Raw genomic sequence first — 26,191 nt, forward strand, 5'->3', positions numbered from 1 at the left:
GATTTCACTTGATCGAAATTGGTGGGCTCCCGGCCCATGTCCTGCTCGTCCACGCCGTAGTCGTATTAGCGCCCATCGCAGGTCTTGCCGCCATCGTTTATGCCGTGGCACGGCGCTGGTGGGGCTACTTGGCCTGGCCCCTGGGCGTGTTGTCACTGGGGCTGGTGCCAGTAACACTCCTGACCGCGCAGGCAGGCGAGCAGTTGGAGAAAGTCCGTCCGGCGTCGGCGGTGGTCCACGAGCACGCCCAGGAAGGTGACGTACTCAAAGTGCTTTCCGTGATCTTCTTCGTCCTGGTCGCGGCAATGTTGATAGTCACCTACGAGCCCTTTGGCCGGCGCCTGGCGTTCCTTGGCGGCCTTCGGAGCAACCGGATTGTCCGGGGAGCCGTCCTGATTGCCGGCGCCCTCGCGGGGGGCTTCTTCATTTACCAGAGCATCATCACGGGACATTCCGGCGCGGCCTCGGTCTGGGCGCGCTAAGTCAGCCCATCCGCGGGCCCTTGGCCAGGTGATGCGTGCCGGGCCCGGTGCAGCGTGACGAGCAGTAGGACGAAGGCCGTTGCCTGCAGTGTGGCCACGGCAGCGATGAGCGCCGGCCGTGCGCCGTAAAGTGACCCGTACAGGGCGCCGCCGGCCAAGGCGCCGGCGCCCTCGAACGCCGCGAACACCCCGTACGCCGTGCCCTGCCGGGGTTGGGGCACCAGATCGGCAACCAACGCCTTGACCGTGGAGTCCTGGATGCCGGTGGCGGCGCCCCAGACCAGGACGCCCGCGAGCACGAGCCCGGCGCTCGGCGCCAGGGCCAGCACGGGCACCCCCATAATCAGCACGGGAAGTGCCAGGAGCACGGCCGCCCCGGCGCGGTCGTACAGGACGCCACTGGCGAGGGCCCCGACGGCGCCGGCCCCCATGGCGCCGGCGTACAGCAGCGGAACCACCGGGACGGGGACGGCCACGTCGGCCGTCAGGTGATAGGAGATGACGCCGAAGGCGACCAGTCCGGCGCTCCAGAAGAACCCGGCCAACGCAAACAAGATGAAGACGCTGGAGAGCGCCGACGGCGGCCGCCCGGCGGGTTTCCCGCGGGGCGGCTCCGGCAGTACGGAGGGGTCGGCCGCAGGCCTGTCCGCGCCGGGATCCCGGACGCGGCGGCGCAGCCACACGAGAATCGCCAGCGCCGCCGCCGCCGGAATGATGAGCACCGCAAAGGCTGCCGGCAGTGAGCCGGTGGTAACCAGCACCGCCGAGACGAGCAGCGGGCCCAAGAGCGCCCCGGCCAGATCGAGGGACTTGTGGACGGCGAAGCCGCGGCCCCGGCCAACCGGCCCGGCGACGGTGGCGAGCAGCACGGTTTTCGCCGGGCTTCGGACGGCTTTGCCGACCCTGTCCCCGATGATGAGCACGGCCGCCAGGGCCATCCCGGCGGTCCCGGCGAACGGCGTCAATGCCAGCAGCGGGACGCACACCGCCGTCAGCACATAGCCGGCCATCGTGAAAGTCCAGTACTTCCCGGTGCGGTCCGCCCAGGGGCCGAACACCAGCCGGAGTCCCTGGGACGCGGCTTCGGCGGCGCCGGTCACGAGGCCGACGAACAGCGCGGACGCACCGAGCTGGGCCAGCAGGGGACCGCCGAGCGGGCGGGCGCCGTCGGACACCATGTCCGCGGCGAGGCTGACCAGGCCGAAGCCGACAACCGGGCCCCACAGCCGGTGCCGCCAATTCCCGGTTTGGCCGGACCGCGACGGCGGGTATTGCTGGCCGGCTGGCATCCTGCGCCGGGGCCGTTCCATTTCCTAAGGCTGACGGACGGCCCGGAAAAAGACAATACGCAGGTCAGGGGCCTGTCGCGGGGTCGAGGCGCAGAAGGAAATATTGGCCAAAGAGGTTCTTTCTGGGCGGCAGCTTGGTACTTTTTGAGAGCCGATCCGTATTGTGCGGGCCGGGGGGACCCACAATGACGGACTGAAAGGCAACACACCCATGAGCTCGGACGGCACCCACCGGCACCCGCCGGAAGGGGCCCTCATCCTCGGTGCCGCCCCGCGCGCCAAGAGCCGCACCAACCAGGCCGCACCTGCACGCCATTCTCACGGAGGAACTGTGAAACCGTTTTCGAATCCCCCACTCCACGCCGGGGGAAGGCGCCCGAGCCTGACTGCCACACTTCTGGGCATCGCTGTGGCTGCCGGACTGGCCCTCACCGGCGTCGCCGCGGCCTCGCTTCCCCTGGCCTCTGCCGCCACAACGCCGCAGCCCACCGGCTGGCTGCACACCTCTGGCGCGAGGATCCTGGACTCGAACAACGCCCCGTATACGATCAAGGCCGCGTCCTGGTTCGGCATGGAAACCACCGACTGCATGCCGCACGGGCTCTGGGGAACCCTGACCATCGACGAGGCCCTGGCCAACATCAAATCGATGGGATTCAACACCGTCCGCCTGCCGTTCTCCAACGAGTGCCTGGCAGCGGCATCCATCAAGGGCAACCTGAACTACTGGGCCAACCGCGCCTACGCGCTGGAGGGCAAGACGCCCCTGGTCCTGATGGACACCGTGATCGCCCGCGCGAAGGCCAACGGCCTGCAGATTATCCTGGACCGGCACCGGCCGTCCTCGGCCGACCAGTCCCCGCTCTGGTACACCTCCGCCTACCCGGAGTCGAAGTGGATCGCTGACTGGAAGATGCTCGCCGCCCGCTATAAGAACGATCCCACCGTCATCGGCGCCGACCTTCACAATGAGCCTGCCGGGGCGGCGACGTGGGGCGGCGCCGCGGCCACCGACTGGCAGGCCGCGGCCACCCGCGGCGGCAACGCCGTCTTGGCCTCCAACCCCAACCTGCTGATCATCGTTGAGGGCATCGAGAACCAGGGCAACGGCACCTCCACCTGGTGGGGCGGCGGCCTGGCCGACGTCAAGAACAAGCCGGTCACCCTGGCCACGCCCAACCGCGTGGTCTATTCCCCGCATGACTACCCGGCGTCGCTGTTTGCGCAGAAGTGGTTCAGCGACCCCACCTACCCCAACAACCTGCCGGCCGTGTGGGATGCCAACTGGGGTTACATCCAGAAGCAGGGCATCGCCCCGGTTCTGCTCGGAGAGTTCGGGACCGCGCTGCAGACCACGTCGGACAAGCAGTGGATGGAGAAGATCGTCTCCTACCTCGGGACCAATTCCATGAGCTTCGCGTATTGGGCGTTCAACCCGAACAGCGGCATTACCGGAGGCCTTGTCCAGGCGGACTGGCGCACCCCGGAGGCCGCCAAACTGGCCGCGCTCGCGCCCCTCCTGAACGGCACCCCGACGCCGACCGTCACCGCGACGCCGACCGTCACCGCGACGCCGACCGTCACCCCGACGCCGACCGTCACCGCGACGCCGACGCCGACCGTCACGCCCACGGCCACGGCGACGCCGACGCCGACCGCCACGCCGACGCCCTCGCCGTCTCCCACCCCTACATCGGGCGCGCCGATCAGCGCGGTTTGGAAACTCGGCAGTTCATGGACCGGCGGCTACGTGGCCAATATTGAGGTCACCGGCCTCCGGGCGGCGGCCGGTTGGAGCGTGAGCTGGCCCGATCCGAACGTCACCCGGGTGGCCAACTCCTGGGGCATCAGCTGCACGGTACTCCCCAAGGTGTCGGTGACCTGCAGCGGCTCGGACTGGGCCACCAAGGTCGCCGCCGGCCAGAAACTGTCCGTAGGCCTGCAGGTGGATTCGCTGAAGGCTCCCGTGAACCCGGTGCTCACCCTGAAGTAGCCGGCCGTGCAAGGACGCCCTCACCGCGCAACGTGTTGACGAGAAGCAGCCTGGAGCCGCGGCCACAGCTGCACGTGAGCGACTCCATGCTCCGGCCTGCGCGGGCGCGGAACGGGGCGCGGGTAATCTGGTCATTTTCGCCGCACTCATGATAGGCATGAACATCTCCCGCTCCGCCGCCACCAAGTCCCTGACCGTCCTTGCCGGCCTGCTTCTCGCAGGCTCCCTCGCCGGCTGTGATGCCGCAGCCCACGTTGGCGCCAAAGTCGCTGACGCCGTGCACAGCGCGGCCGCGTCCCAGGCTCCCGGCACCGGCACCGGCACCGGCACCGCGCACCCGGGCGAGGCCGCCGCGGCCGTAGCCCAGCTGGCGTCCATCCCGTTGAAGGGCAAGGCCCCAAAGACCGGGTACAGCCGCGGGCAGTTCGGTCCCGCCTGGTCCGATGTGGACCACAACGGCTGCGACACGCGCAACGACATGCTCCGCCGTGACCTCACCGACGTGACGACCAAGCCCGGGACCAGGGATTGCGTCATCGCCTCCGGCAAGCTTGCAGACAAATACACCGGCAAGACCATCACCTTCACCCGTGGTGAGAACTCGGCGGACGTCCAGATCGACCACATTATTCCCCTGTCGCTGGCCTGGCAGACCGGCGCCCAGCAGATCAGCGCCGGCCAGCGCCTCCAGCTCGCCAATGATCCGCTGAACCTGATGTCCGCCGACGGCCCCGCGAACCAGCAGAAGTCAGATTCCTCGGCCGATGCTTGGCTGCCAGCCAACAAGGCGTTCCGGTGCGAATACGTCGCCCGCCAGACTGCTGTGAAGGCCAAGTACAAGCTGTGGATGACCCGTCCCGAGCACGACGCCATCGCCGGGATTCTCGCCACCTGCAAGTAGCGGCACCGCATCCCTGAGGGGTACCTTCGGCTGCGCCGCCTAACCCGCGCCCAACCCGCGACCAAACGTCCGTCTCGTCGAGCAGCTTCCGTCCCTAAGGACGGCACACCAAGGTGTCGGCCCGTTCTGCTCCCTGACCTGCGGAAACATTCCGGGATGCCATAGTGCCCACGGGACGAAAACGCCGGTAGCATGACAGCCGGGGGCCCGCTGGGGTGCCCGGTATTGGGGGGACCATGGCACAACCGCGCCGGCTACTCGGCAGCAGTCTAAGCTCCGTCATCGCAGGCCGTCACCGCCTCGAGGTCCACAACGCGCAACGCCGCGGAGCCGAGCGTGCCCAGACCCATGTCCAGCCCCCGCCGAGCCAGGCGCCACACTTCAGCGATTCCGCCGCGGCCGACGGCCCCTGACCCTCCCGGATCCACCCGCCACACCAGTGAAGGAGCATCACTTGTCAGATCCGCATAATTCTCAGCAAGGCACCGGCCGGCAGATGTGGCCCAGCGAGCAGCCCCGGCAGAACCCGGGGTGGGCGCCGAACCCGTACGCCGCTGCGGCATACCCGGCTCAGGGATCCGGGCCCGTGCCACTCTGGGCACCGCTCTACGGCGCTTCCCTGCCAGAGGCCGCGTCGCGGTTCTTCAAGAAGTACGGGACGTTCTCCGGCCGCGCCAGCCGGAGCGAATACTGGTGGTGGATGCTCGTCTCCGGACTCGTCTCGATCGTCTTGAACGTCATCATGTTTGCCGGTGGCGCGGCCGGCGCAAAACTGGGCCCCAACGGCGCCAGCGTCCCCGGCCCCGCCTATATGATCGGGCTGATCCTGGCAGCCGTCTGGTTCCTGGCAGTCATTGTCCCGTCCCTGGCCCTGACGGTCCGTCGCCTCCACGACTCGAACTTCAGCGGCTGGATGTACCTCATCGTCCTCATCCCGTTTATCGGCGGGATCATTCTCCTCGTCTTCACGCTGCTGGAATCAAAACCCGAGGGCCAGCGCTTCGACGTCCCCGCATAAGCATCCGGTCGCACCCACTGACCCCGCACGAACTACAAGAAGGCCCTGCCGCCCCTGTGGGCTGCGGGGCCTTCTTCTGCCATAGGTGTGCCCTGGCCCTATGCGGCGCCGTACGGCCCCGTCCCGCCGCAACCAATAAAAAACCCCGTATCCCCGTTAAGTCAACGGTGATACGGGGTTCTTCCCGAGCTTCCTGCCAGAATCGAACTGGCGACCTTCTCATTACGAGTGAGACGCTCTACCAACTGAGCTAAGGAAGCAACCACATGAATGCCCGGCGAACCGGGCGGATCATGCAAGAGACAACTGTAATAGAGTCCCGGCGTCCGGGTCAAAATGAGCGACCGAAGCCGCCATGCGGCCCCGTCACGGACCTAGCAGACCGTGTTGTCCGCCGGGGCCTTTCCGTCCACCAGGTAGTCATCGACCGCGTTGCCGATGCAGCTGTTGGAACGGCCGTACGCCGTGTGGCCCTCACCCTTCCAGGTCAGCAGCGAGGCGTTCCCAAGCTGCTTGCGCAGCGAACTGGCCCATTCCACGGGGGTAGCCGGGTCGCCGGTGGTTCCAACTACGACAATCGGGGCCGAGCCCTTGTACTCGATCGGGGCAGGGGTCCGGACGTTCTTGTACGGCCAGTCCTTGCAGTTGCTGCCGCCATAGGCGAAGTAGTAGCCCAGGGTGGGCGACAGCTGGCGCAGCTTCTGGTCCTCGGCCCGCATGGACGCGGTGTCGGACACCATCGGGTAGTCCAGGCAGTTGATGGCGTTGAAGGCGAAGGTGCTGTTTGACGTGTAGGTGCCGCTGGGATCGCGGTCGGCGCCGAAGTCGGCCAGTTGCAACATGCCCGTGCCGTCGCCGGCCAGGGCGGTGGCGAGCGCACGGGTGAGGATCGGCCAGTTGTCATCGTTGTAGAGCGGGATGATGAGGCCGCTGACAAACGTGGAGCCCGAGACCTTCCGTCCGTCCTTCGCCGGCAGCGGGTTCGCCTCGGCCGCGCTGATGGCGTTGTGGATCTGCTGGACGCCTTCCTCGGTGCTTCCCGTGAGGGGGCATCCGGACGTCTGCTGGCATTTGGCGACATAGGCGTGGAGGGCCTTGTCGAAGGCCACGGCCTGGTCGCGGGTCAGTTCCTCGTTGCTCAGCGACGGGTCCATGGCGCCGTCGAGGACCAACCGGCCCACATTGTCCGGAAACAGCGACGCATAGGTGGAGCCCAGCAGGGTCCCGTAGGAGTAGCCGAGGTAGTTTAGCTTTGAGTCGTTGGCCACGCCGCGCAGGATGTCGAGGTCCTTGGCGGCGCTGAAGGTGTCGATGTGGGCCAGCACCGGTCCGGTTTTCTCCACGCACTTGGCAGCGATGGCCTTGTTGTCGGCCAGGGCCTCGTCCAGTCCGGCGTCGGTGTCCAGGGCGTAGGTCTTGGCGCGTGACGCGTCGCGTTCCTTGTCCGTGAGGCACGTGACCGGGGCGGAGCGCTTCACACCGCGGGGGTCGAAGCCCACGATGTCGTAGGCGGACCGGACTTTGTCCGAAATGTTGGTGTTGGCCGCATCCCTGACGAAGTCGTACCCCGAGCCGCCCGGGCCGCCCGGATTGACCATCAGGGTGCCCTTCTTGTCACCTGTCGTGGCGAGCTTGATGGCGGCAAGCTCGATGCGTTCGCCGTCGGGCTTGCTGTAGTCCAGCGGAACCTTGATCTTGGCGCACTGGAAGTTGCCTTCACACGGTTTCCAGTCGACCTGCTGGGAGTAATAGCTGCGCAGTTCGGCCGGCGCGGCCGCCACGATTGACGGGTCCGCCTGCCCCGCTGTCCCCGATGCCGGCGCACTGGACCCGTTGCCGCCCCCGCCGCCGAAAAGGGTGCACGAGGCCAGCGTGAGGGCCAGGGCCACGGCGCCGACGGCCCGCATGCCGATCGCCAGGGATCGGGATCTTGCGGACTTGGGTCGAGCAGGCTTCATGCGGTTCTCCTTGGAGGCTAGGAACGAAAGCGAAGATGATCGTTGGAGCGGCCGGAACCGTCAAATAAGGCTGGAAGCCATGGACTCGATCGTCAGCAGCGGGGCCACGTTGGTTGTGGTGATCCGCGTGCGGGCCTTGTTGATGGCGTCCATTCGGGCAAGGGTCACTTCGGCGGTGGAACGGGAGGCGAAGTCTTCGAGTTCGCTTCTGAGTTCAACGTTGACGAGTTCCACTGCGTTCCCCATCTGGATGATCAGGACATCCCGGTAGAAGGACAACAGGTCCGTCAGGGTGCGGTCAAGGGAATCGGTGACGGAACGCTTGGCGCGGCGCTTCTGGTCGTCCTCGAGTTGCTTGACCTGGCTCCGCATGGCTGGCGGCAGCGTGCCGCTTTCGGGTGCCCCGAGGGTGGTAAGAAGCGCGGTTTTCTCGGCGGCGTCGCGCTCGTCGTTGGAGCTGTTGGCTTCCTCGGTGGCGATCTTGACCAGTTTCTCGGCCATCATGACCGCCGCCGTGACGCCGCGAAGGGACAGCGGAAACCGGACCGTCTCGAGCCGGCGCTCCCTGGCCTCCGGGTCCCGGGCCAGGCGGCGGGCGATCCCGACGTGGCTCTGCGCCGCGCGGGCGGCGCGCTCGGCGACCGCCGGGTCCACGCCGTCGCGCTTGACCAGCAGGGCAGCGACGGCGGCGGCCGGCGGAAGCCGCAGCGCCACCGGCCGGCAGCGGGAGCGGATGGTCACCAGGACATCGGCGGGGGAGGGGGCGCAGAGCATCCAGACGGTGCGGGGCGTGGGTTCCTCGATGGCCTTGAGCAGCACGTTGGTGGTCCGCTCGGCCATCCGGTCCGCGTCCTCCACCACGATGATCCGCCACCGGCCCGACGAGGGCCGGTTCCCGGCGGTGGACACGAGCTCGCGCGCCTCGTCGATGGTGATGGTGACCTTCTCCGTGCGCACGAACGCGACGTCGGAATGGGTTTCGCCGAGGATGGTCAGGCACGCCGGGCATTCGCCGCAGCCGCGCAGGCTGACGTCCTCCTGGTCGCAGTTCAGGGCCGCGGCGAACGCCTTCGCGGCGTTGGAACGGCCGGAGCCGGGCGGGCCGGTGAAAAGCCACGCGTGCGTGAGCCCTTCGTTCTGGGCCGCCTGGCGCAACTGGGCCACGACGGCGTCCTGGCCCTGGAGGTCGTCCCAGACCGTCATGCTGTGCTGCTTTGGGTGACGGCCAGCAGGGATTCGACGCGCTCGAGGATGCGGGCGGCGAGTTCGGCGACGGGCAGCCGGGCGGGCAGCACCAGATACGCCTCCGGCCGGGCCGAGGCGAGGTCCAGGAAGGCCGCCCGGATCTTGGCATGGAATTCGTCGGCCTCGGACTCGAGGCGGTCTTCGGCGGCCTGGCCGGCGGTGCGCCGCTGCCGGCCAACGGCGGGTTCGACGTCGAGAAGTACGGTCAGGTCCGGCTGCAGGTCCGATGTGGCCCAGGCATTGATGTCCCGGACCGCCTGCGTTCCGAGGCCTCGGCCGGCGCCCTGGTACGCGACCGAGGAATCGATGTACCGGTCGGTGAGGACGATCTCGCCGCGTTCCAGGGCGGGGCGGATGACCTGGCTCGCGTGCGCCGCCCGGGATGCCGCGAAAATCAGGGCCTCGGTATGGGCATCGATGTGGCCGTGGCCGTGATCCAGCACGAGGGACCGCAGCTTCTCACCGATCGCCGTGCCGCCCGGTTCCCGGGTCCGCAACACGGTAAAACCACGTGATTCCAGGGCCTTGGCGAGTTCAGCCGCCTGCGTGGACTTGCCGGCGCCGTCTCCGCCTTCGAAGGCAATAAACAGTCCGGGCAACAGGCCGGTCAACTTTCGGCGGGACGCTCCGGGGCTCTGGGTAGTCACCGTTCAAGAGTACCGACAATCCCCGACGCTCTAGTCTGCGCAAAGTCTGCGGCGTAACGGCTTGGGTACCCTGCCGGGCGCCCACGTACCCTGTCCTCATGAGTCTTACTGAAGAACAGGCCGCCTCGCTTTCGCCGGATTCCCTGGTCGTCGCGGCAGGGCGCCCGCCGCGCACCCGCGACGAACCGGTCAACCCGCCGCTGGTGCTGTCCTCGACCTACTTCGGTACGGGACCGCTGGGCGACGGCGACCGCGGCTACGGCCGGTATTCCAACCCCACGTGGGACCCCTTTGAAGAGGCGCTGGGCCAGTTGGAGGGCGCGGAACTGCCGGGCCTGCTCTACGCCTCGGGACTCGCCGCCGTTAGTTCGGCCCTGTCCCTGGTGCCCGCCCAGGGCGTCCTCGTCATGCCGTCGCACAGCTACGCGGGATCGGTCACCATGGCCACCGAACTGGCGGCCAAAGGGTTCCTCGAGCTGCGGACGGTAGACATCGCGGACACCGACGCTGTACTTGCGGCGCTTGCCCCGGCCGGCGGGCGCGCCGCCAGCATGCTCTGGCTGGAGAGCCCCACGAACCCCATGCTCGGCGTCGCGGACATGCGGGCCGTGACCGCCGCGGCGCATGTGGCCGGCGCCATCGTCGTCACGGACAACACCTTTTCCACGCCCCTGGTGCAGCAGCCCCTGAGCCTGGGCTCCGACGTCGTGCTGCATTCGGTGACCAAGTACCTCTCCGGCCACTCCGACGTCGTACTCGGTGCCCTGGTGACGTCCGACGCCGGTCTCCGCGCCGCCCTGCTGCACCACCGCACCATCCACGGCGGAATCGCCGGACCATTCGAGGCGTGGCTGGCGCTGCGCGGGCTCCGCACCCTGGCGCTGCGGATCGAGCGTTCGCAGGCGTCGGCCCAAATCCTGGCCGAGCGGCTCGACGGTCATCCGAAGGTGGCCGGCGTCCGCTTCCCCGGGCTGGCCTCGGACCCCGGCCACGCGCGGGCCAAGGAGCAGATGAAGGGTTTCGGTTCCGTCCTGTGCATCGAGGTGGCACCGGTGGGTGGGCAGGGCAGGGGCCTCAGCGGCGCGGACGCCGCGGACCGCATGATCCGCGCCCTGCAGCTTTGGCTCCCCGCGACCTCCCTGGGTGGGGTGGAATCCCTGATCGAACGCCGGCGCCGGCACGCCGCCGAGCCGGAGAGCGTGCCGGACAACCTGGTCCGGATGAGCGTGGGCATTGAGAACGTGGAAGACCTTTGGGCCGATTTGGAGCAGGCATTGGGCACTCTGGACGGCTAGGCTGGGGGAGTGGACGGACGCATACTCATTTACTTTGTCGAATCCGGGGTTTACCTGGTCCTGGCTGTCGTGGCCTTTGTCCTTGAGGCATGGGCGTTTTTCGATTGCCTCCGGCACAAGGCCAACGCGTTCGAGGCCGTATCGAAGCGGACCAAGACCTTCTGGCTGGCCCTGACCGGCGGCGCGTTCGCCGTGGGACTGTTCTCCCTGCTCTCGCAGCTGGGCAGCGGTGGCGGCGCCAGTTCGCTCGGGGTTTTCGGCCTTGCAGCCGTGACGGCCGCGTCCGTGTACCTCGCCGACGTCCGCCCCGCCGTCAAGGACGCCGGCCGCGGCCGCGGCAGCAACATGGGCCCCTACGGCCCCTGGTGATCCGCACCGGCACCCTAAGCTCGCAAGCTCGCCCAGGGAACCCTGCCGGCGTGGGCCCACCACCGGCGCCTAAGCTCCCGGGGCCACGGCTTCCCAGCCGACCGTCACTTCGCCCAGCCGCCAGCGGGACGGGCCGTCCTGGATCGGCCAACCGGCGTCGAGCAGTGCGCGGCACATAGCCCCGAAGCGCTGCCGGTTTCCGAAGGCCGCCAGCGGCGCCGCTTCCAGCCAGGCTTGGTCCATCGCCTGCAGGTAGGTGTGGATCTTCTCGCCGGGCACGTTGCGGTGGATCAGGGCCTTCGGGAGCCTTTCGGCAACGTCGGAGGGCAGCACGAAGGCACCGAACCGCATGGACAGGCTCAGGCTCAGCGGCCGCTCGACGTCGAGCGCCACCCAGGCGGCGCGCCGCCCGATCTCATCGCACGTGCCGTCGATGAACAGCCCGCCCGGGGCCAGCCGGTCCTGCACCAGCCGCCAGATGCCCGCCACGTCGGTTTCCTCGTACTGCCGCAGCACGTTGAAGGCACGGACCAGCACGGGCTTTCCGGTCATGGGCAGTTCGAAGCCGCCCAGCTGGAACCTTAAGCCGGGCCGTTCAAGGGCTTGGGCCTGCCGGACGCGCTCCGGTTCGATTTCGATCCCCACCATTTGTACGTCCCCGCGGACCGCGGCGAGGCGTTCGAAAAGTTCGACGGCGGTGGCCGGTGAGGCGCCGTACCCGAGGTCGACGGCGAGAGGATGGGCCGCGGCCCGCAGCCGCCATGCCTGCGGCCCGGTCAGCCAGCGGTCCACGCGGCGCATCCGGTTGGGGTTCGTGGTTCCGCGGGTCACGTTACCCACGGGCCTGCCGCCGCGCACGCCGCCTCTCGTTCCGCCCTTGTTTCGGGGGGCCAGCACCCGTTCAGCCTTCTGTACCACCGCCCAAGCCTATCCTCCAACACGGGGTCACCTCATTTCCGTGATGGGCGCTGGATGGGCCGGGAGCGACCCCGCGTTGCCCTGAAGCACGCGGTGAAGCAGAAGGTGAGGCACGCTCTGAAACGCGCGCGGTGTAACGCTCGGCACCGCCGCCAACCGCTCGGCTAGGATGAAAAGCATGACTTACAAGCTGATTCTGCTGCGCCACGGCCACAGCGACTGGAATGCCAAGAACCTGTTCACCGGCTGGGTGGACGTTGACCTCAATGACCAGGGCCGTGCCGAGGCGGTCCGCGGCGGCGAGCTGCTCGTGGAGAACAACATCCTCCCCGACATCCTCTACACCTCGCGGTTGAAGCGGGCCATCAACACGGCGAACATGGCACTGGAAAAGGCCGACCGCGGCTGGATCGACGTCAAGCGCGACTGGCGCCTCAACGAGCGCCACTACGGCGCGCTGCAGGGCAAGGACAAGGCCCAGACCCTCGCCGAATTCGGCGAGGAGCAGTTCATGCTGTGGCGCCGGTCCTACGACACCCCGCCGCCGCCCCTGGCTGACGATTCCGAGTTCTCCCAGGTGGGGGACCCGCGCTATGCGGACCTCGGCGACGCCGTCCCGCGCACCGAATGCCTCAAGGATGTCCTGATCCGGCTCATGCCGTACTGGGAATCAGACATCAAGGAAGACCTCAGGGCCGGTAAGACCGTCCTGGTCACCGCCCACGGCAACTCGCTCCGCGCCCTCGTCAAGCACCTTGACGGGATCAGCGACGAGGACATCGCCAGCCTGAACATCCCCACCGGCATCCCGCTGGTCTACGAACTGGATGAGAACTTCAAGCCGCTGAACCCGGGCGGCACCTACCTCGATCCCGAGGCCGCCGCCGAGGCCATCAAGGCAGTCGCCAACCAGGGCAAGAAGTAACCGGCCCCCGCCCGGGCAGGCACTAAGTAAGGGACAGCGCACAAACGACGGCGTCCGGCCACCCCCAAGGTGACCGGACGCCGTCGTTCGTATCAGCGCGGTGCTATCAGCGCCGTTGTAACTGCTGCTGAGTCAGCCGCAGTTGGCCGGAGTCAGTTGTGCTCGATCGTGCTCGGCTGCCACGCGCCCGTCACCAGGTACGTGACCTTCTGGGCCACGGAGACGCCGTGATCCGCGAAGCGCTCGAAGTAGCGGCTGGCCAGGGCAACGTCCACCGTGGTGGCCGGCGACTCCTGCCAGTCGCTGCGGGCGATCGCCTGGAAAACGCTCAGGTGAAGGTCGTTGACGGCGCCGTTGGCCTTCATGATCTCCCGGGCCACGCCGAGGTCGCGGGTTGCCAGCAGCTCCGTGAGCTTCTGGGCGATCAGCAGGTCCTGTTCCGCGAAAGCCTTGAAGGTCTCCCGCAGCTGGTCCGGGACCACTGACGCCGGATAGCGCAGACGCGCCAGCTGGGCCAGGTGCCGGGCGAGGTCGCCCATGCGTTCGAGCGAGGCGCTCATCCGGAGCGAACCAACCAGCATGCGCAGATCGCTCGCCACCGGGCCCTGGAGGGCGAGGATGTCGATGGCCCGCTCGTCGAGGCTGTTCTGCAGGAAGTCGATGCGGGCATCGGCGGCAATCACGTCCTCGGCGAGGTCGATATCGGCGCCCTGGAAAGCTGTCGTGGCCTTGTCGATGGCCTCTGTGACCAGCGCTGAGATCTCGACGAGCTGTTCCCTTACCTGGGCGAGCTCCTCCTGAAAAACCTTACGCACGTGTGCGTCCTTTCCTCGGAAATATTGCCTGCAATCGAAGTGGCGGGCCTATTTCGGTTCACCTACCGGCGCTCCAACTGTCAACTCTTTCAGTGTCCGGTGAACTGTTACGCCCCAATAGGTGAACGTTAGCTGAACCGCTGCCCGAATCGCAGGAGATTTCGGATTCGGTCACGTGGCAGAGCATAAGCTGGAGCCGTGGATCCAATGCTCATCGGCGTGATCGCCGGCCTGATCGGCCTCTCGTTTGGCATGTTCGGCGTACTCGCGTTCCGGGTCAGTGAGCAGCAGCGGCATATTGTCGACGTCGACGTCGATGACCCCTCGTTGCCCGAGGGGGCCGCGGAAGTGCTCGCCGTCCTCGGCCGCGCGTTCGTGGTGGTGGATGCGATCGACGGCGTGGTCCGCGCCAGCCCCGCCGCCTACGCCTACGGCCTGGTCCGCGGGCACACGGTGGTGCACCAGCAGCTGCTGGAACTGACGGCCAAGGTGCGGCGGGACGGCGTCATCCTCGAACAGCAGCTGGAACTGCCGCGAGGCCCGCTCGGCCAGGGCACGATCGTTGTCCAGGTCCGGGCCGCCGTCATCACGGAGGAATATGTCCTCCTGCTGGCCGATGACCGGACAGAATTCACCCGCACCGAGGAAGTCCGCAACGACTTCGTCGCGAACGTCTCCCACGAACTGAAGACACCGGTCGGGGCGATCTCCCTCCTGGCCGAGGCACTCGAGTCGTCCGCTGACGACCCCGAGGCGGTGAAGCGGTTCGCCAAGCGCATGCACAAGGAATCGACACGGCTTGCGGCGCTTGTCCAGGACATCATTGAACTCTCCCGGCTCCAGGGCGCCAACGTCGCGCAGCAGGGCCGCCCGGTGGACATCAACCTCGTGGTCAGCGAGGCCGTGGACCGCTCCGCGCTGCCGGCCGAGAGCAAGAACATCCAGCTGGTGGTCGGCGGGCACGCCGATGCCCTGGTCTACGGCGACCAGGACCTTCTCGTGACCGCCCTGCGCAACCTGATCGATAACGCCATCCGCTACTCGCCGGAGAACACCAAGGTGGGCGTGGGCATCCGGGCCAAGGACGGTCTCGTGGCGGTCTCGGTGACGGACCAGGGCGATGGGCTCAGCGCCGAGGACCAGGAGCGCGTCTTTGAGCGCTTCTACCGCGTGGATGCTGCCCGCTCGCGGCAGACCGGCGGCACCGGGCTTGGCCTGAGCATCGTCAAGCACGTCATTTCCAACCACGGCGGCGAGGTGACCCTGTGGTCCCGGCTCGGCCAGGGTTCCACGTTCACCATTCGACTTCCCGAGATAGAAGGGCAGGACGACGGCGACGCCCCCGAGGCGGGCAAGCCGGCTGCCCAAACTTCCAGTCGGGACCCCAGACCGCAACGACGTGACGCCGCAGGCGTCCATGAGCAAGGAGCTACCGCTTGAGCAGGATTCTGATTGTCGAGGACGAGGAGTCCTTCAGCGACCCCCTGTCCTACCTGTTGGGTAAAGAAGGCTTCGAAGTGGAGGTGGTGGACAACGGACTGGACGCCATCACCGAATTCGACCGCAACGGCGCCGACCTCGTGCTCCTGGACCTGCAGCTGCCTGGCCAGTCCGGCACGGAGGTCTGCCGCCAACTCCGGCAGCGCTCCGGGGTGCCCGTGATCATGCTGACGGCCAAGGACTCTGAAATCGACAAGGTGGTGGGGCTCGAACTGGGCGCCGACGACTATGTCACCAAGCCCTACTCCTCGCGGGAACTCGTGGCCCGGGTCCGGGCCGTCCTGCGGCGCCAGAGCGAGCCGGAGGAACTTGTCTCCACCACAGTGCAGGCCGGTCCTGTTCGGATGGACATTGAACGCCACGTGGTCAGCGTCGGGGGCGAGCAGATCGCCTTGCCGCTCAAGGAGTTCGAGCTGCTGGAAATGCTGCTGCGGAACTCCGGCCGGGTCCTGACCCGCGGGCAGCTGATCGACAGGGTCTGGGGCTCCGACTACGTGGGGGACACCAAGACCCTCGACGTCCACGTCAAGCGGCTGCGCAGCAAGATCGAGCCGGATGCGTCCGCGCCGCGGTACCTGATCACCGTCCGGGGGCTGGGCTACAAGTTCGAGCCCTAAAGATCGGAAGAGGCAGCCCGGCGGCCGCTGCTGCCGCTGCTGCCGGGCCGCTGGAAGTCCGGCGCAGTAGAACATCAGGGGACACAAAAGGAGGGGCACCTGCAGGTGCCCCTCCTTTTGCAATAGGTCCAGCCGTTGAAGCTAGTGGCCGGCCGTGCTGCTCGGCGTCGGCGTGGCCGTCTCGGTCGGCGTAGCCGTCTCCGTCGAGGTGGCCGTGCCGGACTCGGTGGGCGCCGGCGTCGGCAGGTACGACTTGTAGTCGACGATCGTGCCGTCCATGACCGGAACCGTGAACTTGGCTTCCTTATTGGTGCCGTTCTCGGAGATGGTGACATCGAGGACGGCGCCCGGCTTGGCGCCGGCCGGGTTCAGGATCGCGGCGTCGGTGGAGTCGTTGAGCATCGTGTAGGAGTTCTTCTTGACCGGAACCTGGGTCTGCGAGCCCTCCGCACCCTTGATGGTCAGCACCACGTCATTGGAGGAGGTGTTGTACACGGCGCCGATCACGCGGCCCGGCTTGTCCTCGCCATCGGAGACGATGATGAAGTTGCGCAGCTGCAGCGCACCGAGATCAGTCCGGGTTCCGTCCGAGGCCGCGTACTGCTCCGTGGTCTGCTGGGCGTTGATGTAGCCGCAGCCGGTCAGGGACAACAGGCCGATGCCAAGTGCAGCCGTTGCCATTGCCAGCTTGCCGCGCTGGCCCCGGTTCATCGCAGTGAAACGCACGTCACGCACTCCTTGAGAGTCTTGAAACATTATTCAGCCATAGCCTAGCCGCAATCGGCCGCAAACAAGGATTCGGCGACTACACACAAGCGCTGCCAAGCGTGCGTCACCGGCGACGGGACCCGGCTCGGCGGGGGACGGAAACCTCTTGGCAGTTAGGGCCGCAGGCACTATTATCCGCATTCGTCAAGGGGTTTGAGGGGGCGGATTGAGGCCATTTTCCCCGGATTCATGCGGTTCCCGGCACCTTTTGATGCCAGTTGTATGCCTTAATCGTGATAAACTGGTCTGCGGGAAAGGGGAATGTCCACATGGTTTTTGAGGTCGGCGAGACAGTAGTTTACCCTCACCACGGTGCAGCCAAAATTGAAGAAATCAAGATGCGCACTGTCAAGGGCGAAGAGAAGATGTATCTCAAGCTCAAGGTGGCTCAGGGTGATCTGACCATTGAAGTTCCAGCAGAAAACGTTGACCTGGTAGGGGTTCGGGACGTAGTGGGCAAGGAAGGCTTGGAGCACGTGTTCGACGTGCTGCGGGCCGAGTTCACTGAAGAACCCACCAACTGGTCGCGTCGCTACAAGGCAAACCTGGAAAAGCTTGCTTCCGGTGACGTCATCAAGGTAGCAGAGGTCGTCCGCGACCTCTGGCGCCGTGATCACGACCGGGGTCTCTCCGCGGGAGAGAAGCGCATGCTGGCCAAGGCCCGTCAGATCCTGATTTCGGAACTGGCACTGGCTGAGAAGACTGATGAAGAGAAGGCTGCAAGCGTTCTCGACGAGGTCCTGGCTTCCTAGCACAGGGCCGGCCCAGCAGGGCCGGCGCAGATAAGAATCGAACCCCGGTGGCGTCAGCCGCCGGGGCTTCTTTTTGCCCTTTTTCAGCGGCCGCCCCCTCCGTTGCGCTATCGGTTGTGGTCCCTTTGAGCGCCCCGGTCCGAGGCGCGGGGACGTAGTCTTGTGCCCATGGATACTGCACCGACGAATACGTCACAGGCGAATACGTCACAGCCCGGTCCCGCCACAGCGGTCATAGTTGTAGCCGCCGGCTCCGGCCAGCGCCTGGGCTACGGCATGCCGAAAGCAAAAGTACCTCTCGGCGGGGACACCATCCTCACCCACGCCCTCCGAGGTGTGGCGGCTGCCGGGATCGCACAGCAGATCTGCATTGCGCTCCCCCCGGGCGACACCGAGTTGCGGGCGCTGTGCGAGGCCTTCACGCAGGAGCTTGCGGCCGGACACTCCGGCGCGGCGTCGGGCTCCGGCGTCCGGGCTCCCGTGGTGACGGTCGTCGACGGCGGTGCGGACCGCGCCGATTCAGTCCGCGCAGCGATGGCGGCCCTCCTGCCCAATATCGAATCGGTGCTGGTCCACGACGCCGCCCGGGCGCTGACGCCTGAAGCCGTCTTTCACCGCGTGGCAGCGGCGCTCGGCGCCGGTGCCTCGGCCGTCATTCCGGTGATACCGGTCGTCGACACCGTCAAGACCGTCGAACCGACCACCGGCGACGGCGCCGCGGTGGCCCCCGAACTGGTCACCGGGACAGCGCCCCGGGAATCGCTCCGCGCCGTGCAGACACCGCAGGGATTCGCCCTGAGTACCCTCAAGCGCGCCCACGAAGCTGCCTCCGGGTTCGACGCCGGCCAGGCCGCCCTCGTCACGGACGACGCGATGCTCGTGGAGCTCATCGGGGTCCCGGTCCACGCGGTACGCGGCGCCAGCCAGTCCCTGAAGATCACCACGCCCCTGGACCTGATCCTGGCCGAAGGCCTTCTCGAAGGGCCCCTGGGCTTGCGCTGGGTGGAGGGATGAGCATGTCCACCAACCCGCCAGCCGTTCCCCCGGTCATTCCCCGGACCGGGGTCGGAGTCGATGTCCATGCCTTCGCCGCCGAGGACGAGCCGCAGCCGCTGTGGCTCGGCGGCCTCTTCTGGGAGGGGGAGCGGGGTCTGTCCGGCCATTCAGACGGCGACCCCGTGGCCCACGCCGCCGCCGACGCGCTCTTCTCGGCCTGCGGGATCGGGGATCTGGGCACGCACTTCGGTACGGACCGGCCCGAATATGCCGGAGCATCCGGCGTGACCCTGCTTGCCGAGGCCGCCCGGATTGTTCGCGCCCACGGATTCGAAATCGGCAACATCGCCGTCCAGTTCGTGGCCAACCGGCCAAAGTTCGGCCCGCGGCGGGAGGAATCCCAGCAGGTCCTCAGTGCCGCTGCCGCGGCGCCGGTGAGCGTCACAGCCACCACGAGCGACGGGCTCGGGTTCACCGGCCGCGGCGAGGGGATCTCGGCCGTGGCAACAGCGCTCGTGTATCGGGCAGGCTAAGCACCGCAGGTCACAGCAGGTGAAGCACCGCAGGTTGGGCGCCGCTGGTTAAGCACCGCCGGCCCCGGTCCCCTACGCTTGAGGGAAGACCCAAGCGAGACACCCGTTCCGAACTGCCAGGAGACCTGCCGTGAAGAAGCTGCTGACCGCCGTCGTACTCGTGGCAGGGACCATGCTGAGCGGCTGTGCCGCCTCCACGACAGCGCCCCAAACGCCTAGCGCCACTCCGAAGCTCAGCGTCGAGGAAAGCTGTAAGTTCCTCAACACCGACACCTTCGTGCCCTCCGGGAGCGCTAAGGAGCAGGCAGGGCAGATTGGCCAGCACTACCAGGAGGTTGCGGACAAGGTAGCGCCGCAGGTGGGCGCCCCGATCCAGCAGATGGCCGAGATCATGAAGCAGGTTGCGGCGAGCCCTACGGGAACCAAGACCGACCAACAGACGGCCCAGCTCACGGAGCAGATCAACAAGATCGGCCAATACTGCAAGTAGGTCGCCGCACCGGCCGTCCCTGCCTGCCGGCCTGCGCCGTGCCGGCAAAGCCGCGGGTCAGGCCCCGGAGCGTCATCGGCTAATCTGGAGCGGTGACCCTGCGCTTTTACGACACTGCATCCGCCGAAGTCCGCGACTTCGTCCCCCTGGTACCTGGCAAGGTGAGCCTGTACTACTGCGGAGCCACCGTCCAGGGCATGCCACACGTCGGCCACATCCGCTCGGCCATCGCGTTCGACCAGCTGACCCGCTGGTTGCAGTACCGCGGCTTCCGGGTGACGGCAGTCCGCAACGTCACCGACATCGACGACAAGATCCTTGCCAAGTCAGCCGCCTCGTTCGGCGCAGACTTTGAAGACGAGCCCGGAGCCCTCCGCAACGAGGAATGGTGGGCCCTGGCCTACCGCTACGAGCAGAAATTCCTCAAGGCCTATGACACCCTGGGTGTCTCCCGCCCCACCTATGAGCCCCGCGCCACCGGCCACATCCCGGAAATGCACACCCTCATCCAGCAGCTGATCGACCGCGGCCACGCCTACCCGGCCCTGGACGACTCCGGCGACGTCTACTTCGATGTACGTTCCTGGTCCAACTACGGCTCGCTGACGCGGCAGAAGCTCGACGACATGCAGGGCGCCCCTGACGCGGACCCCCGCGGCAAGAAGGACCCCCGCGACTTCGCGCTGTGGAAGGGCTACAAGGACGGGGAGCCGACGACGGCGAGCTGGTCTTCGCCGTGGGGCGCCGGCCGCCCGGGCTGGCACCTCGAATGCTCCGCGATGGTCACCAAATACCTCGGCACCGAGTTCGACATCCACGGCGGCGGCCTGGACCTGCGCTTCCCGCACCACGAAAACGAAATGGCGCAGTCACAGGCGGCAGGCCACGGCTTCGCCAACTTCTGGATGCACAACGGGATGGTCACCTACGCCGGCGAGAAAATGTCCAAGTCCATCGGCAACACCGTCAGCCCGACGGAAATGCTCGAGATCGCCCCGCCGCGTGTTGTCCGGTACTACCTCGGGCAGGCGCAGTACCGCTCGGTCCTGGACTACCAGCCGACGTCCCTGCAGGAAGCGGCCGCCGCCGTCGAGCGGATCGACGGCTTCCTCAGCCGCGCAAGCCGGGTCCTGCCCGACCCGGGACCGGAGGCATCCGCTGGTTCTGTCCCGGAAGCTTTTGGGGTGGCCATGGACGATGACCTCAACGTCCCGCAGGCCCTCGCCGTCCTGCACGACACCGTCCGCGCCGGCAACACGGCTCTCACCGAAGGCGACCTCGACGCCGCGGGCCAGGCGCTGGCCAGCGTCACCGCCATGCTGGACGTCCTCGGCCTCAACGCCACCGCAACGCCTGCGGCCGACGAACAAGCCAACACCGCCCTTGGCGTCCTGGTCGAGGCTCAGCTGGAGGCGCGCGCCCACGCCCGGGCCGCCAAGGACTGGGCCGCGTCCGACGCCATCCGGGACACCCTGGCCGCAGCCGGCGTCGTCGTCGAGGACGGCCCGGACGGGGCGAGCTGGAGCCTGAAGCGCGGCTGAACCCCGTTGACGGCGGCCGGTGAAGTGGGCCGTCGTCGTTCCCTCCGGGCCACCCCGAAATCGTGGATTTTACTCGAGTCAGTAGACTGGAGGTCAGACTTATCAACGAATCGCGTATTTAAAGGGTGAAACTCATGGCCAACAACGGTCGCCGCTCGGTCAAATTGAAGAAGGGCCCCTCCGTCGGAACCGGCGGTCACGGCCGCAAGGCACTTGAGGGCAAGGGCCCCACGCCGAAGGCGGAGGACCGCCCCTACCACAAGGCGTTCAAGAACAAGCAGCTCGCCGAACGCTCCGAGGCCAAGCGCGCCAGCGGAAGCCGGACCACGAGCGCCGCCGCCCGCACCGGACGCTCCGGTCCCAAGGGCCGCGCCACCGAAGAGGTCGTCACCGGCCGCAACTCCGTGGTCGAAGCCCTGCGCGCCGGCATCCCGGCCAAGGCCCTGCACGTCGCCGTCCGCATCGAAATGGACGACCGCGTCAAGGAATCCCTGAAGCTGGCCGCCGAACGCGGCATCCCGCTGATGGAAACCGGCAAGCCCGAGCTCGACCGGATGACCGACGACGCCATCCACCAGGGCCTCGTGCTGCAGATCCCGCCGTACGAATACCAGGACGCGTACGAGCTCGCCGAAGAGACCCTCGAGGCCTGGAAGAAGGGCCACGTGGCCAACGCCCCGCTCTTCGTGGCGCTCGACGGCATCACCGATCCCCGCAACCTCGGCGCGATCATCCGCTCCGTCTCGGCCTTCAGCGGCCACGGCGTCGTCGTCCCGGAGCGCCGTTCCGTGGGCGTCACCGCCTCGGCCTGGAAGACCAGCGCCGGTGCAGCCGTCCGCGTCCCCGTCGCCCGCGCGGCCAACCTGAACAACACGCTCAAGGCGTTCAAAAACATGGGGATCTACGTCCTGGGGCTCGACGGCGACGGCGACGTCTCGCTGCCCGAGCTCACCCTGGCCACCGAACCCGTGTGCATCGTCGTCGGTTCCGAGGGCAAGGGCCTGAGCCGCCTGGTCCGCGAAAACTGCGACCAGATCGTCTCCATCCCGATCGACTCTGCCATGGAATCCCTCAACGCCTCCATGGCCGTCGGTATCTCCCTCTACGAAATCTCCCGCCAGCGCGCCGCTAAGTAGTCCTGCGTTCGGGGCCGGTTTCGCCGTCGCCGGAGTCGGGGGTTGGGTTCCGCGGTCACCTGAGTTGTGGCTGGGTTCCGCCGGAACCGTAGTCTTGCCGTCGCCGCAGTCGTGGCTGGGTAGGACGGAACCGGAGTTTTGCCGTCGCTTAGACACCTCCCTGCACCTCGTGCGGCCGCTAGCGGCCTTACTCGGTTCCGGTCGGCGATGCGCTCCTTAGCAAAACTCCGGTCCCGTCTCTGACGCTCCCTCACCTTGTGCGGGTTGATGGCAAACGGTCCCTCACCTTTCGCGGTAAGCGGCTAAGCGCTCCCTCACTTTATGTGGGGGAGCGCTTCCGTTTAACGTGCGAAACGTGAGGGAGCGTCTCTTTCAAGCAGCCCGGCGGTTGGTGACCCAATATCGAGCGGGCGGCGGTGTCTTGCAAAGGAGCGCATCGCCGACCAGAGCCGGATGAGGCCGCCCAGCGGCCGAAGGAGGCGGCGGGAGGTGTCTAAGCGACGGCAAGGCGCCGTTGCACGCTGGGGTGACCAGAGCAGGGGTGACCACAGCGTGAAGCTTTGGGGAACAGACGGCTTAGAACCTGTGGCGGTTGGCCAGGACCGGGAGTTTGGTGCGGGCTTCCTGGACGGCGTCGGTGTCCAAGTCCGCGAACAGAAGGCCGGGGGCGCCGTCGAGTTCTTCGAGGACGTCGCCCATGGGGGAGACCACCACGGAGTGCCCGACGCCGGTGGGGGCGGAACCCTTGACCGGGTGACCCACGCTGGCGGGGTCGCCCTGGCCGCAAGCGAGGACCAGGGTGGTGGAGTCCAGGGCGCGGGCTCGGGCCAGTAGCTTCCACTGCTCGGCCTTGCCGGGGCCCGAGCCCCAGGAGGCGCACACAATGTTGACGTCGGCGCCGCGGTCCGCGTTTTCCGTGAACAGGTCCGGGAAGCGGACGTCGTAGCACGTGGCGAGGCCAAACGTCACGCCGTCGAGCTCGAAGGTGACGGGGGAGGTGCCGGCGTCAACCGTGTCCGACTCGGCGAAACCGAAAGCATCGAACAGGTGGATCTTGTCGTAGCTGGCCTCGAGGCCGCGGCCGGTGACCAGCAGGGTGTTGCGCACCTTGGCGCCGTTGCCGGCGGTGCCGGGAGTGAACATGCCGGCGACGATCACGATGCCGAGCTCCGCGGCGAGGGCGCGGACGCGGGATGCCCACGGGCCGTCCAGCGGCTCGGCGATATCCAGGAGCGAATTGCCGAAGGCCCGCATGGTGGCTTCCGGGAACACCACCAGGTCCGCGCCGCCGGCCTTGGCCTGGCGCGCATAGGCGTCCACGAGGTCCAGGTTTGCGGCCACGTCACGGCCGGTAATTATTTGGGCTAGTGCAACGCGCACAATTACCTCCAACTCGGCGCTCCATTACAGTATGCAGTGCGGCGGTCCGTACACTGCAAAACGTCATGAAAACGAAAACGGGGGCCATTTGTCTGGCCCGGCTAAGCTTTAAGCAATGGTTATGTCTTACATAGATACCGCTTCCACCGTAGACGCTTCGCGGGCGTTTCCGCTGGGGATCAGCGTTCCACATACCGGGTCGCCGGCAGTGGACGATCCCCGGGGCGCGTTCGCCAACGTGGCCGTCTACGCGCCCGGCGTAACCACGCTGGAGATCGAATATCAGGCGCCCGGGGGAACCTGGCAGGTGAAGACCCTGCCCAACGTCACCGACGGCGTCCACCACGGAATTGTTGAGGGCATTCCGGCCGGCTCGCGCTATGGCTTCCGGTCCTCCCCGGAACACGAGGCCCTCCCGCTGTCCATGCCCGCCACGAATTTCGATGCCGTCGGCGAGCAGCCGTTGCTGATGGACCCCTATGGCCGGGCCGTCGACGAACGCGAGGGGCTGATCACCAGCGTCCGGGTCGGCAACGATTTTGACTGGGGTCTGGACCGCAGCCCGCGGGTCCCGTGGCGCAACACGATCGTCTACGAGGCCCACGTCCGGGGCCAGACGAAGCTGCACCCGGACATTCCGGAGGACCTGCAGGGGACTTATGCCGGGATGGCCCACCCGGCCATGATCGAGCACCTGATCTCGCTGGGCGTCACGGCGGTCCAGCTCCTGCCCGTGCATTTCCACGTGGACGAGCCGCACCTGCAACAGCTCGGGCTGACGAACTACTGGGGCTACAACACGGCGGCGTTCTTCGCCCCGCATCCGGGCTACGCCACCGAGGCCGCCCAGGCCGCCGGCGCCCACGCGGTCCAGGACGAGTTCAAGGGCATGGTCAAGCTGCTGCATGCCGCCGGGCTCGAGGTCATCCTCGACGTCGTGTACAACCACACCGCCGAGGGCGGCACGGACGGTCCCACCCTGAGCTTCCGCGGCCTGGGCGAGATGCAGTACTACCGCAACGACGGCCACGGCAGGTACGTGGACACCACGGGCTGCGGCAACAGCCTGAACTTCGGCGAACCCCGCGTCGTACAGCTGGTGCTGGATTCCCTGCGCTACTGGGTGAGCGAGTTCCACATCGACGGGTTCCGCTTCGACCTCGCCGTCACGCTGTGCCGTAACAGCGCCAACGAATTCGATCCGCGGCACCCCTTCCTCGTCGCCGTCGGAGCCGATCCGGTCCTGTCCGGCGTCAAGCTGATTTCCGAACCCTGGGACGTGGGCTACGGCGGCTGGCAGACCGGCCGGTTTCCCGCCGGGTGGGTGGACTGGAACGATCATTTCCGCGACGCCGTCCGCAGCTTCTGGCTCGCCGACCGCGCAGCGATCGACGGCGGCGGCAGCGGCGGCCCGGTGGCCCGCCTCGCGGACGCCCTCTCTGGTTCCGCCCGGCTGTTCGAGTCCTCGGGCCGGTCCCGGCTCGCCTCGCTGAACCTGATCACGGCCCACGACGGCTTCACCCTGGCCGACCTGACGGCCTACGACCGCAAGCACAACGAGGCCAACGGCGAGCAGAACCGGGACGGCCACGGCGATAACCGCAGCTACAACCACGGTTTCGAGGGCCCCACTGAAGACGGCGAGATCCTCGCCCGGCGCGCCCAAAGCAGGCGGAACCTGATGGCCTGCCTGATGATTTCCCAGGGCGTACCCATGATCACCGCCGGGGACGAGATCTGCCGGACCCAGCAGGGGAACAACAACGCCTACTGCCAGGACAATGCACTGACCTGGATCGACTGGACCAGCACCACGGAATCCCATGCGATGCTGCGCACCACCAAGCGCGTCATCCGGCTGCGCAAGGAGTTTCTGGCCAGCCAGCCGCATGATTACCCGGCGCGTGACAACCAGTCCTACTTCCACTGGTTCGATGTGGACGGCCGGCCCATGTCCGCCGACACGTGGCATGACCCCGGCCACCGGGTGATCCAGCTCCTGCTCGGGTCCGACGACGGGCACGTCGACGGCCTCGTGGTGGTCAACGGCGGCGCCGACGACGTCAAGGTCACCTTGCCACGGCTGAGCAACGAGGACGGCACCGGGCACCGGCTCTTCGAACTCCGCGTGACGACGTCCGAACTCCATGACCGGCGTCAGGGCGCCCGCGTCGCCTCCGGTGAGCGCGACCTCGTCCAGGCCAACACGATCAATATCTACCGCACCTAAATAATTCGAGATTAAGGACCCCATGAAGATTTACTCGGCAGAGACCTGGACCATCGAAGAACTCACGGCGCAAATCGGCGACGCCGGCCGGCGCGCCCTGGTTGTCCCCGCCGCCGACACCAAGCAGGCGGTCCTGGACACGTTCGGCGAGCTCCTGGACGTCCCCGAGGACTACGGCACAGACCTGGATGCCCTGCACGATTCGCTGCACGACGTCGCGGATGCCGTGACAGACGACGGCGAGGCCCCTGTCACGTTCATCTGGCAGGTGCCCGCCGCGCTCCGCGCGGACCGCTCCTTCGGCGTCATCTGCGAAACGCTGCAGGACGCCGAAGGCTACGCCGGCAAGAGCCTGGACGTCATCGCCGTCTGCCTCTAAAGAGAGCTAGCACG

General features: G+C 67.3%; 25 protein-coding genes and 1 tRNA gene. 17 read left to right on the plus strand and 9 right to left on the minus strand.

Annotated elements, in window-relative coordinates:
* The first annotated feature begins 8 nt into the window (after positions 1-8).
* Positions 9-482, plus strand: a complete 474-nt coding sequence (locus tag AC1DFR_RS19275) for a hypothetical protein (RefSeq protein ID WP_476857935.1) — start codon at positions 9-11, stop codon at positions 480-482.
* Here AC1DFR_RS19275 and AC1DFR_RS19280 read toward each other — a convergent pair.
* Positions 479-1,792 (minus strand): MFS transporter, encoded by a 1,314-nt coding sequence (locus AC1DFR_RS19280; protein ID WP_476874212.1) that lies wholly within the window; start codon positions 1,790-1,792, stop codon positions 479-481. The two genes, AC1DFR_RS19275 and AC1DFR_RS19280, sit on opposite strands and share 4 nt — an antisense overlap.
* Positions 1,793-1,982: 190 nt before the next feature.
* Between AC1DFR_RS19280 and AC1DFR_RS19285 the strand changes: the two genes are divergently transcribed.
* From AC1DFR_RS19285 to AC1DFR_RS19295, 3 genes are all read left to right on the plus strand, one after another.
* A complete protein-coding gene (locus AC1DFR_RS19285; protein ID WP_476874213.1) occupies positions 1,983-3,764 on the plus strand; it encodes a cellulase family glycosylhydrolase in 1,782 nt (593 codons plus the stop codon).
* A 148-nt stretch (positions 3,765-3,912) separates the two neighbouring features.
* On the plus strand, positions 3,913-4,665 hold the full coding sequence (locus AC1DFR_RS19290) for an HNH endonuclease family protein (protein ID WP_476874214.1): 753 nt from the start codon (positions 3,913-3,915) through the stop codon (positions 4,663-4,665).
* A gap of 496 nt (positions 4,666-5,161) precedes the next feature.
* Positions 5,162-5,683 carry a DUF805 domain-containing protein gene (locus AC1DFR_RS19295; RefSeq protein ID WP_476874222.1) on the plus strand — a complete coding sequence of 174 codons (522 nt, stop codon included), beginning with the start codon at positions 5,162-5,164 and terminating at the stop codon, positions 5,681-5,683.
* 187 nt (positions 5,684-5,870) lie between these two features.
* Here AC1DFR_RS19295 and AC1DFR_RS19300 read toward each other — a convergent pair.
* From AC1DFR_RS19300 to tmk, 4 genes are all read right to left on the minus strand, one after another.
* Positions 5,871-5,943 (minus strand) — tRNA-Thr (locus AC1DFR_RS19300).
* Between the two features lie 114 nt (positions 5,944-6,057).
* Positions 6,058-7,641 (minus strand): alpha/beta hydrolase, encoded by a 1,584-nt coding sequence (locus AC1DFR_RS19305; RefSeq protein ID WP_476870943.1) that lies wholly within the window; start codon positions 7,639-7,641, stop codon positions 6,058-6,060.
* Between the two features lie 60 nt (positions 7,642-7,701).
* Complete coding sequence (locus AC1DFR_RS19310) at positions 7,702-8,844, minus strand: DNA polymerase III subunit delta' (protein WP_223914375.1); 1,143 nt, start codon at positions 8,842-8,844, stop codon at positions 7,702-7,704.
* The gene (gene tmk, locus AC1DFR_RS19315; RefSeq protein ID WP_476874223.1) at positions 8,841-9,497 is read right to left on the minus strand and encodes a dTMP kinase; all 657 of its coding nucleotides are present in this window, start codon (positions 9,495-9,497) and stop codon (positions 8,841-8,843) included. Before tmk ends, AC1DFR_RS19310 begins: the two co-directional genes overlap by 4 nt.
* Before the next feature lie 134 nt (positions 9,498-9,631).
* Between tmk and AC1DFR_RS19320 the strand changes: the two genes are divergently transcribed.
* Together AC1DFR_RS19320 and AC1DFR_RS19325 are read left to right on the plus strand one after the other, a co-directional pair.
* On the plus strand, positions 9,632-10,828 hold the full coding sequence (locus AC1DFR_RS19320; protein ID WP_476874215.1) for a trans-sulfuration enzyme family protein: 1,197 nt from the start codon (positions 9,632-9,634) through the stop codon (positions 10,826-10,828).
* A 9-nt stretch (positions 10,829-10,837) separates the two neighbouring features.
* Positions 10,838-11,197: a DUF2516 family protein gene (locus tag AC1DFR_RS19325; protein WP_476874216.1), complete on the plus strand. Its 360-nt coding sequence runs from the start codon at positions 10,838-10,840 to the stop codon at positions 11,195-11,197.
* Positions 11,198-11,266: 69 nt separating this feature from the next.
* Here AC1DFR_RS19325 and AC1DFR_RS19330 read toward each other — a convergent pair whose 3' ends face one another.
* A complete protein-coding gene (locus tag AC1DFR_RS19330) occupies positions 11,267-12,115 on the minus strand; it encodes a class I SAM-dependent methyltransferase (RefSeq protein ID WP_476874217.1) in 849 nt (282 codons plus the stop codon).
* Between the two features lie 178 nt (positions 12,116-12,293).
* Between AC1DFR_RS19330 and AC1DFR_RS19335 the strand changes: the two genes are divergently transcribed.
* The gene (locus tag AC1DFR_RS19335) at positions 12,294-13,040 is read left to right on the plus strand and encodes a phosphoglyceromutase (RefSeq protein ID WP_230009468.1); all 747 of its coding nucleotides are present in this window, start codon (positions 12,294-12,296) and stop codon (positions 13,038-13,040) included.
* Between the two features lie 152 nt (positions 13,041-13,192).
* On the opposite strand, the gene phoU is transcribed toward AC1DFR_RS19335, so the two are convergent.
* Positions 13,193-13,855 (minus strand): phosphate signaling complex protein PhoU, encoded by a 663-nt coding sequence (phoU, locus tag AC1DFR_RS19340; RefSeq protein WP_079552056.1) that lies wholly within the window; start codon positions 13,853-13,855, stop codon positions 13,193-13,195.
* Positions 13,856-14,062: 207 nt separating this feature from the next.
* Here phoU and AC1DFR_RS19345 point away from each other — a divergent pair, with 207 nt between their 5' ends.
* Together AC1DFR_RS19345 and AC1DFR_RS19350 are read left to right on the plus strand one after the other, a co-directional pair.
* Positions 14,063-15,295, plus strand: coding sequence for a sensor histidine kinase (locus tag AC1DFR_RS19345; protein ID WP_476874224.1), 1,233 nt, complete (start codon positions 14,063-14,065; stop codon positions 15,293-15,295).
* Complete coding sequence (locus AC1DFR_RS19350; protein ID WP_018774213.1) at positions 15,292-15,972, plus strand: response regulator transcription factor; 681 nt, start codon at positions 15,292-15,294, stop codon at positions 15,970-15,972. Before AC1DFR_RS19345 ends, AC1DFR_RS19350 begins: the two co-directional genes overlap by 4 nt.
* Before the next feature lie 141 nt (positions 15,973-16,113).
* On the opposite strand, the gene AC1DFR_RS19355 is transcribed toward AC1DFR_RS19350, so the two are convergent.
* Positions 16,114-16,683 carry a hypothetical protein gene (locus AC1DFR_RS19355; protein ID WP_223915304.1) on the minus strand — a complete coding sequence of 190 codons (570 nt, stop codon included), beginning with the start codon at positions 16,681-16,683 and terminating at the stop codon, positions 16,114-16,116.
* 326 nt (positions 16,684-17,009) lie between these two features.
* Here AC1DFR_RS19355 and AC1DFR_RS19360 point away from each other — a divergent pair, with 326 nt between their 5' ends.
* The 6 genes from AC1DFR_RS19360 to rlmB all read left to right on the plus strand — a co-directional run bounded on the left by AC1DFR_RS19360 (position 17,010) and on the right by rlmB (position 22,188).
* The gene (locus AC1DFR_RS19360; protein ID WP_026266570.1) at positions 17,010-17,492 is read left to right on the plus strand and encodes a CarD family transcriptional regulator; all 483 of its coding nucleotides are present in this window, start codon (positions 17,010-17,012) and stop codon (positions 17,490-17,492) included.
* 168 nt (positions 17,493-17,660) lie between these two features.
* Complete coding sequence (gene ispD, locus AC1DFR_RS19365; RefSeq protein ID WP_476870941.1) at positions 17,661-18,506, plus strand: 2-C-methyl-D-erythritol 4-phosphate cytidylyltransferase; 846 nt, start codon at positions 17,661-17,663, stop codon at positions 18,504-18,506.
* Positions 18,503-19,021 (plus strand): 2-C-methyl-D-erythritol 2,4-cyclodiphosphate synthase, encoded by a 519-nt coding sequence (gene ispF, locus AC1DFR_RS19370; protein ID WP_476874218.1) that lies wholly within the window; start codon positions 18,503-18,505, stop codon positions 19,019-19,021. The genes ispD and ispF overlap by 4 nt, the downstream gene beginning before the upstream one ends.
* 130 nt (positions 19,022-19,151) lie before the next feature.
* Entirely contained in the window at positions 19,152-19,511 is a 360-nt protein-coding gene (locus AC1DFR_RS19375) for a hypothetical protein (RefSeq protein WP_476874219.1), read from the plus strand.
* 92 nt (positions 19,512-19,603) lie between these two features.
* Positions 19,604-21,052, plus strand: coding sequence for a cysteine--tRNA ligase (gene cysS, locus AC1DFR_RS19380; RefSeq protein WP_476874220.1), 1,449 nt, complete (start codon positions 19,604-19,606; stop codon positions 21,050-21,052).
* Positions 21,053-21,186: 134 nt separating this feature from the next.
* Entirely contained in the window at positions 21,187-22,188 is a 1,002-nt protein-coding gene (rlmB, locus tag AC1DFR_RS19385) for a 23S rRNA (guanosine(2251)-2'-O)-methyltransferase RlmB (protein ID WP_028276342.1), read from the plus strand.
* A gap of 576 nt (positions 22,189-22,764) precedes the next feature.
* On the opposite strand, the gene AC1DFR_RS19390 is transcribed toward rlmB, so the two are convergent.
* Positions 22,765-23,568, minus strand: coding sequence for a carbon-nitrogen hydrolase family protein (locus tag AC1DFR_RS19390; RefSeq protein WP_476858131.1), 804 nt, complete (start codon positions 23,566-23,568; stop codon positions 22,765-22,767).
* A 115-nt stretch (positions 23,569-23,683) separates the two neighbouring features.
* On the opposite strand from AC1DFR_RS19390, the gene glgX reads away from it, so the two are divergent.
* Positions 23,684-25,798: a glycogen debranching protein GlgX gene (gene glgX, locus AC1DFR_RS19395; RefSeq protein WP_476850585.1), complete on the plus strand. Its 2,115-nt coding sequence runs from the start codon at positions 23,684-23,686 to the stop codon at positions 25,796-25,798.
* A gap of 22 nt (positions 25,799-25,820) precedes the next feature.
* On the plus strand, positions 25,821-26,177 hold the full coding sequence (locus tag AC1DFR_RS19400) for a barstar family protein (RefSeq protein ID WP_079552073.1): 357 nt from the start codon (positions 25,821-25,823) through the stop codon (positions 26,175-26,177).
* The last annotated feature ends 14 nt before the right edge of the window (positions 26,178-26,191 follow it).

Source organism: Arthrobacter sp. 05T410 (genome assembly GCF_056396505.1).

What these genes read in the sequence shown, in the direction of transcription:
- AC1DFR_RS19280 (WP_476874212.1), bottom strand. Translation starts at nt 1,792, where the DNA reads ATGGAACGGCCCCGGCGCAGGATGCCAGCCGGCCAGCAATACCCGCCG.
- AC1DFR_RS19285 (WP_476874213.1), top strand. Translation starts at nt 1,983, where the DNA reads ATGAGCTCGGACGGCACCCACCGGCACCCGCCGGAAGGGGCCCTCATC.
- AC1DFR_RS19290 (WP_476874214.1), top strand. Translation starts at nt 3,913, where the DNA reads ATGATAGGCATGAACATCTCCCGCTCCGCCGCCACCAAGTCCCTGACC.
- AC1DFR_RS19295 (WP_476874222.1), top strand. Translation starts at nt 5,162, where the DNA reads ATGTGGCCCAGCGAGCAGCCCCGGCAGAACCCGGGGTGGGCGCCGAAC.
- AC1DFR_RS19305 (WP_476870943.1), bottom strand. Translation starts at nt 7,641, where the DNA reads ATGAAGCCTGCTCGACCCAAGTCCGCAAGATCCCGATCCCTGGCGATC.
- AC1DFR_RS19310 (WP_223914375.1), bottom strand. Translation starts at nt 8,844, where the DNA reads ATGACGGTCTGGGACGACCTCCAGGGCCAGGACGCCGTCGTGGCCCAG.
- AC1DFR_RS19320 (WP_476874215.1), top strand. Translation starts at nt 9,632, where the DNA reads ATGAGTCTTACTGAAGAACAGGCCGCCTCGCTTTCGCCGGATTCCCTG.
- AC1DFR_RS19335 (WP_230009468.1), top strand. Translation starts at nt 12,294, where the DNA reads ATGACTTACAAGCTGATTCTGCTGCGCCACGGCCACAGCGACTGGAAT.
- AC1DFR_RS19345 (WP_476874224.1), top strand. Translation starts at nt 14,063, where the DNA reads ATGCTCATCGGCGTGATCGCCGGCCTGATCGGCCTCTCGTTTGGCATG.
- AC1DFR_RS19355 (WP_223915304.1), bottom strand. Translation starts at nt 16,683, where the DNA reads ATGAACCGGGGCCAGCGCGGCAAGCTGGCAATGGCAACGGCTGCACTT.
- AC1DFR_RS19360 (WP_026266570.1), top strand. Translation starts at nt 17,010, where the DNA reads ATGGTTTTTGAGGTCGGCGAGACAGTAGTTTACCCTCACCACGGTGCA.
- ispD (WP_476870941.1), top strand. Translation starts at nt 17,661, where the DNA reads ATGGATACTGCACCGACGAATACGTCACAGGCGAATACGTCACAGCCC.
- ispF (WP_476874218.1), top strand. Translation starts at nt 18,503, where the DNA reads ATGAGCATGTCCACCAACCCGCCAGCCGTTCCCCCGGTCATTCCCCGG.
- rlmB (WP_028276342.1), top strand. Translation starts at nt 21,187, where the DNA reads ATGGCCAACAACGGTCGCCGCTCGGTCAAATTGAAGAAGGGCCCCTCC.
- glgX (WP_476850585.1), top strand. Translation starts at nt 23,684, where the DNA reads ATGGTTATGTCTTACATAGATACCGCTTCCACCGTAGACGCTTCGCGG.
- AC1DFR_RS19400 (WP_079552073.1), top strand. Translation starts at nt 25,821, where the DNA reads ATGAAGATTTACTCGGCAGAGACCTGGACCATCGAAGAACTCACGGCG.